Annotated in this window: 7 protein-coding genes; 2 read left to right on the top strand and 5 right to left on the bottom strand. The window is 68.9% G+C overall.

What is annotated here, in order from left to right; all coding sequences use genetic code 11:
• Positions 1-25: 25 nt before the first annotated feature.
• From DC347_RS13425 to DC347_RS13445, 5 genes are all read right to left on the bottom strand, one after another.
• The gene (locus DC347_RS13425; protein WP_018763036.1) at positions 26-337 is read right to left on the bottom strand and encodes an AzlD domain-containing protein; all 312 of its coding nucleotides are present in this window, start codon (positions 335-337) and stop codon (positions 26-28) included.
• Positions 334-1,125: an AzlC family ABC transporter permease gene (locus DC347_RS13430; RefSeq protein ID WP_240617796.1), complete on the bottom strand. Its 792-nt coding sequence runs from the start codon at positions 1,123-1,125 to the stop codon at positions 334-336. The genes DC347_RS13425 and DC347_RS13430 overlap by 4 nt, the downstream gene beginning before the upstream one ends.
• A complete protein-coding gene (locus tag DC347_RS13435) occupies positions 1,122-1,550 on the bottom strand; it encodes a hypothetical protein (protein ID WP_109045822.1) in 429 nt (142 codons plus the stop codon). The genes DC347_RS13430 and DC347_RS13435 overlap by 4 nt, the downstream gene beginning before the upstream one ends.
• Before the next feature lie 185 nt (positions 1,551-1,735).
• Positions 1,736-3,067 carry a CoA transferase gene (locus DC347_RS13440; RefSeq protein ID WP_109045820.1) on the bottom strand — a complete coding sequence of 444 codons (1,332 nt, stop codon included), beginning with the start codon at positions 3,065-3,067 and terminating at the stop codon, positions 1,736-1,738.
• 7 nt (positions 3,068-3,074) lie between these two features.
• Entirely contained in the window at positions 3,075-3,974 is a 900-nt protein-coding gene (locus tag DC347_RS13445) for a glycerophosphodiester phosphodiesterase family protein (protein ID WP_026264945.1), read from the bottom strand.
• 49 nt (positions 3,975-4,023) lie between these two features.
• Here DC347_RS13445 and DC347_RS13450 point away from each other — a divergent pair, with 49 nt between their 5' ends.
• Positions 4,024-5,385 carry a DUF445 domain-containing protein gene (locus DC347_RS13450; protein WP_109045821.1) on the top strand — a complete coding sequence of 454 codons (1,362 nt, stop codon included), beginning with the start codon at positions 4,024-4,026 and terminating at the stop codon, positions 5,383-5,385.
• A 205-nt stretch (positions 5,386-5,590) separates the two neighbouring features.
• Positions 5,591-6,226 (top strand): DUF222 domain-containing protein (locus DC347_RS13455; RefSeq protein WP_240617797.1); only part of this gene is annotated, 636 nt, incomplete at its 3' end.

A 6,226-nucleotide genomic window follows, 5' to 3' on the forward strand; every position in this document is an offset into this window, starting at 1 on the left:
CTATATCACTCTGTGATGCTGGTGGTCAGTTCCAGCCCAGCAGCCTCAGCAGCGCCGCGGTTCCTGCCCCGGCGATAACCACCACCAGGAAAGGCGCCCGGAACGCCAGGGCCACCGCGGCCGCGGCCAGCGCACCCAGCCGTGCGTCGGCGGCCAGCGCCTGTCCGGAGGCCACGGCGTTGACCACGGTCAGCGAGGCGAGCAGCCCGATGGTCATGGTGCCGGCAATACGCGAGGCACGAGGGTCCGCCAGGAGCTTGGCAGGAACGAAATACCCCACGAGTTTCCACGCGTAGGCAAGGGCACACGCGATCAGCAGCCAGATCCACAGGCTCATGGGGCGGCCGCCGGGCCAGTGGTGTCGCCGCGCTCCGCGGCGCCTGCCTGCGGTGCACTCCCGCGAGCGTGGCGGCCGGCCGGGTGCCCGTATGGCTCGATGTCCGGTTCGAGGCCTTCGTCACGCCGGCCGTGGCTTAGCCATCCCGCCAGCGCCGCCACCACAGCTGCCACCAGGATAGGGACCCCCGGCGGCACGAACGGCACGGCAATCACGGTGGCTACGGCGCACGCCACCGCGATCGCAACGGGCTCCCGGCCCTTTAGCCGCGGCCAGAGCAGTGCGAGGAACGCTGCCACGGCGGCGCCATCGAGTCCCCACCTCTTGGGATCGCCCAGGCCGCTCCCGGCCAGGGCGCCTACGAGCGTGAAGATGTTCCACAGCACATAAATGCCAATCCCGGCGGTCCAGAATCCGCGGCGCTGCTCGGCCGGATCCGTCTGTCCGGTGCTGGTGGCGGTGGACTCGTCGATGGTCAGCTGCGCACCCACGTACTTGCGCCAGCCGCTGGGCCTCAGCAGCGCGTTCAACTGCATGCCGTAGATGCCGTTGCGCATGCCCAACAAGGTGGCGGCGCTCATGGCCGCGATACCCGAGCCTCCTCCGGCAACGACACCGATGAACGCGAACTGCGAGCCGCCGCTGAACAGGAGCAGGCTCAGCGCCATGGTCTGCCACAGGTTGAGGCCGGACGTCACTGACAACGCCCCAAAGGAGATTCCATACAGGCCGGTAGCGATGCTGATGGAGATTCCCACTTTCACCGCGGGCGAGCCCGTCAGTTTCACGGCCGGCGTCCCGGCGGGCACCCTGGCGAGGCCGGCTTCCGCAGGCTCCAGGCCCACAGGATCAGTGGCGCCTGCAGCGGGAGCCGCAGCGAGTGGATCTTCCGGCGGCGGGGCGAACCCTCCGGACCGTACGCCCGCACCAGGGCGTCGACGTGCCCTGCCAGGAATGCGGTGAACATTCCGGTGAGGGCGGTGGCAGTCAGCTTCCGGGTAGGCGGGAGGAGGACGCCGACGGCGGCAGCCAGTTCCAGCAGCCCGCTCACCGCGATCCATTCGTCCCGGGAAAGGAGCGCCAGCGGGTGCTGGGGCACCTGGGGCAGACCGGGTTGCGGATCCACGCGGCAGAGGTATTCCGGAACAACGTCACGGAAGAAACCAGGGTCGCGGAAATGCTTGCCGGCACTGGCCAGCAGGAGGGCACCCATGGCAGCGGCGGACAAGCCTTGGAGTGGAAGGCAGTGCAAGGGCAGGACGTGCAAGGGCAGGCCCTGGACAGCGGGGCCGGACCGGGGAAAAGACATGGAACCACTCAACCACAGCAGGAGCGGGCGCTCGCAACCGGCCGTGCCAGCTGCGGCGGTGCCGACGAGAGGCGGGGCTGCGTCTTTCGTCAGGCCCAGGTGAGCGTGGCGCTGCCGTAGCCCGGGGGCGGAGACGGATAGTCCAGGGGCAGGCCGCCGGAAAGCAGGGGCGGCCCAACGTAGCGGAGCACGCCGTAGGGGCTGTCCATGGTGCGGTACTCCGGTGCTGCCAGCTCCCCGCGGACTGCCTCGGTGTCCGGCAACGCAAAAAGTTCCTCCGCCGTCCGGGCCAGAGACAGGTGCGCAGCGGCGCCCACCCCAGACTGCCTGCGGCTGTCCACCAGGTGGATCACCGCCGCCGCCACGCCGTACCCTGTGGCGTGGTCCAGCGCCTGGACCGGAAGGGCACCCGGGCGCCACCCGTCGTCGTCGTTCCTCCCGTATGCGCGGGCAATCCCGCAGGCGGCCTGGACAATGCTGTCGAAGCCGCGCAGGCCGCTCCAGGGCCCGGTCGTGCCCCAACTGTTGAGGGTAACCACCACCAGGCCCGGGTGTGCGGCCAGCAATTCCCGGGGGTTGAGCCCAAAACGGTCCAGGGCGGCGTGCCGGTAGCCGGTGACCACTACATCCGCACCGGCCAGCAGCTGCCGCAGGCTGTACTGGTTTGCCGGGAGGCCAAGATCGGCTTCCGCGCTGCGCTTGCCGAACGCCGTGTCCACGAACTGGTCCGCGATCTCGGGGAAAGCCGGCGGGTCGATCCGGAGGACATCCGCTCCGAGCGCGGCCAGCAAACGGGTGGCGACGGGCCCTGCGATAACCCGGGTCAGGTCCAGGACGCGGACGCCACCCAGGGGCCGGCCAACAGTGTGCCGACGACCCGGGGTTGTTGCGGCGACGTCAGCCAGGCCCAGGCCCGCCGCCGCACCATCGGCAAACTCCACAGCGGCCCAGGGTCCTTGGCCGGCGGCCCGGCCCATGTCCGTCGCCAGCCATTCGGTGCGGGTCCTTACGGCCGCAGCGATCCCGCCGTTGCCTTGGATGGCAGCTTCCGCCTGCAGCGACGGCATGGCGCGGAGTGCCTGATCCGCGTCATCGGCGGAGGACGCCCCCAGCGCCTGCAGCAGCCGCTGCTCATGGTGCGGGTAGTTGGCGTGCAGCCGGATCCAGCCGTCCGCGGTGCGCCGGAAGCCCGACAGCGGCGCGAAGCCCTGCGGCTGGCGCCCCTCGATCCGCAGGTGTCCGAAGGAGTCGAAGGCTGCCGCCGTCAAGGCAGCGGTGGTGCTGAACCGGCCCGCGTCACCCGTGTACCGGTTCAGCGCCTCCGCCGCTGCCCCCACCGACTGCAGGGCCAGACCCTCCACGTCCAGCGGACCGGCCCACCACCTGCGCGGGAAGGATCCGCCGACGCCGCCCTCCGCCACGGCCGTCCTACTTCGCCTGCGGTGACGCCACGCGGAGCTGGCCCAGGACCCGGGCCGGCACGTTGGTGGTGATCTCCTGGATGCCCAGTTCCTGGCACAGGTCAACGTCCTCCGGCGCGTCGACTGTCCAGACCCTGAAGCGCCGGCCGGAGTCCAGCCAGCGGCGGACGGTGTCCCGGCGTTCGCGGACATAGTCGATGCCTGGGCCCGCCATGCCCACCAGGCAGTCGTCCAGGATTTGTTCGCCCTCAAGTTGGGTGGCCTTCATCAGGTTGGCGATCGCTCCGCCGGTAATCGGGCCCACGCCCAGTCCGCCGCGTATCTCGTGGACGGTGAGATCGTCCACGAGCTGGCAAATGTAGCGGGGCGGGACGGATTCCAGGAGGTGGCGGACTGAATCGGGGCTGAAACTCATGAAGGTCACGGCCACGTTGTCCAGCGTGGAGCTTTCCGGATCCCAGCCTTCGCTGCGGAGCACTTCCAGTACCCGGTCCTCCAGCTTGAGCTGGTAAGGGCTTGGATGCTTGAGCTCGATGGCCAGGCCCACGGGCCGCCCCGCACCGCGGAGGATGTCCAGGAGCTCCGGAAGGGTGAGGAACTGCTCGGAACGGGCGCCGTAGGCCTCGGGAATCCGCGCCCCCTTCCACGACGAAAAGTCCAGCTGCCGCAGTTCGTGCAGGGTCCGGTCCCCCACCGGCCCCGTGCCGTCCGAGGTACGGTCCAGGTTGGCGTCGTGGAGCAGTACCACGTGCTGGTCCCGGGTCAGGTGGACATCGCACTCCACCCCGTCGGCCCCGTCAGCCAAGGCCTGCAGGTAGGCGGCGCGGGTATGTTCAGCGTAGGTGCCGCTGGAGCCCCGGTGGGCGTAGACCAACGGCCGTTGCGGCACAGACTCGTCAGTTGTCATGCTCACACGGTAGCGGACCGGCTTCCGCCTTCGGGGCTAGGCTTGGCACATGCAGGTGAACTCTGAGGCAACTACCGGGCACGCCGCGCAGGATGCACCAGCGAAGGCGACGCGGCAGGTGCGGCAGGGCACCTTGGCGGCAGGTGCCGTCGTCGCCCGCGATCCTGGCGCCGGTGACGCCGAAAAGGCGGCAGCGCTGCGGAAAATGAAGCTGCTGGCGCTGAGCCTGCTCATTGCCATGGCCGTGATCTTTGTCTTCGCGTTTGCCCTCCAGAAGGACTACCCGTGGCTGCAGTACGTGCGCGCCGCCGCCGAGGGGGGCATGGTGGGCGCGCTCGCCGACTGGTTTGCCGTCACTGCCCTGTTCAAATACCCCATGGGCATCAAGATTCCGCACACCGCGATCATCCCCCGCCGGAAAGACCAGATCGGCGCTTCCCTGGGCGAATTCGTGGAGACGAATTTCCTCTCCGAACAGGTGGTCCAGGACAAGCTGGCAAGCGTCAACATCGCCGGCCGTGCCGGCCAGTGGCTGGCCGCGCCGGGTGGTGCGGAGCGGGTGGCCAAGGAAGGTGCCGCCGTGATCCGCGGCGCCTTTAAGGTTTTGAATGACGACGACGTCCAGGCCGTCATCGAGGGCATGGTGCGCAAGCACCTGCTCACCCCGCCGTGGGGCCCGCCGGTGGGCAGGCTCGCCGAGCGGATCTTCCATGACGGGCACCACCACACCCTGGTGGACCTGATGGTGGACCGCGCCGCGGACTGGGTGGACGACAACCACGAGACCGTCAGCCGCCTGGTGTCCGACCGCTCCCCCACCTGGGTGCCGCAGTTCGTGGACGGGCTGGTGGGCGACAAGGTGTACGTCGAGATCCTGAAGTTCGTCCGGGCCGTCCAGGCCGACCCCAACCACCAGGTGCGGCAGTCGATCGACAAGTACCTGAACGACCTCGCGCAGGACCTTCAGCACGACCCGGCCATGATTGCCCGGGCCGAGGACATCAAGGCCCAGGTCCTGGGTGATCCCGAGGTGCGCGGACTCGCGTCCCGCACGTGGGGCACCGTCAAGAATGCGCTGCTCGGTGCCGTGGACGATCCCGACAGCGAACTCACCATCAAGTTCAAGGCAGCTGTGCGGGATTTCGGGACCAGGCTGGTGGGCGACCCCGAACTGGCGGGGAAGGTCAACGCCTGGATCGGGGACGCCGCGGCCTACTTGGTAAAGACTTATCGCTCGGACATCGCCGGGGTCATCACGGACACGGTGGCCCGTTGGGATGCCGAGGAGACCTCGCAGAAGATCGAACTGCAGGTGGGCAAGGACCTGCAGTTCATCCGCATCAACGGCACGGTGGTGGGCTCCCTGGCGGGGCTTGCGATATTCACCGTGGCGCAGCTCATCTTCGGGTAGCTTTCGCTCCCGCAGGTCCCGGGTGCGTTTGGCGCGTACGACGGCGGGATGAGGCTCGCACGCTCACGGCACCTTGGTTGCGCCACGAGGGCGTCCGGCCCGGTTTGGCTTGAGCGGGTGCTTGGCGACAGGGCCTGGGGGCAGGACTGGTCGGCAGGACTGGTCGGCAGGCATAAATGTCAGTGCCCCGTTGGATGATGTGTTTATGGGAATCGGTGCGGATCTGGCGGTGGTGATGGGTGTTTCTGCCTCTGTTGCTGCGCTCAGCGGGCTGGTTCTGGAGGATGCTGCGCTTTGTTCCGGCGCCGACGTTGGTGCTGAAGTGGACGTGTTGCAGCGGCGGTATGAGTCATGTCTGGGGCGGCTGGAGCTGGTGGCACGGTTGGAGGCCCAGCTGGCGGCGGTGAAAGCCCAAGACGTGGCGGATGCCGTTGACATCCAGCATGCTTTGCTTCCGCCGGACGCCCCGGTGGATGAGCGCACGTTCGCGGAGATGTCCGCGGTGGAGGAGATCGCCGGGGTCCTGACCATCAGCTCCGCCGCCGCCGGGGCACTGGTGGAGCAGTCCCGCCGGGTCTGCTCGCTGCCGCCTGTGGTCGAGGCCCTGTCCACGGGTGACATGTCGTGGCAGCACGCCCGGATCGTGGCCGACGAAACCGAAGGCCTGACCCCTGCAGGGGCGGCCGGGTTGGTGGCGCACTTCTTCGACCCCGACGCGCCCAACCCCGCCCGCGGCGCGGCGCCCGGTGACCTTGTCCCGTCCCGGTTCCGGGCGAAGGTCCGGGCCTGGCGGGAACGCCACCACCCCGAAACCCTGGAGAAACGCCACGCCAAGGGGGTG

Origin of the sequence: Pseudarthrobacter sp. AG30 (assembly GCF_003116525.1) — a bacterium.
Classification (GTDB): domain Bacteria; phylum Actinomycetota; class Actinomycetes; order Actinomycetales; family Micrococcaceae; genus Arthrobacter.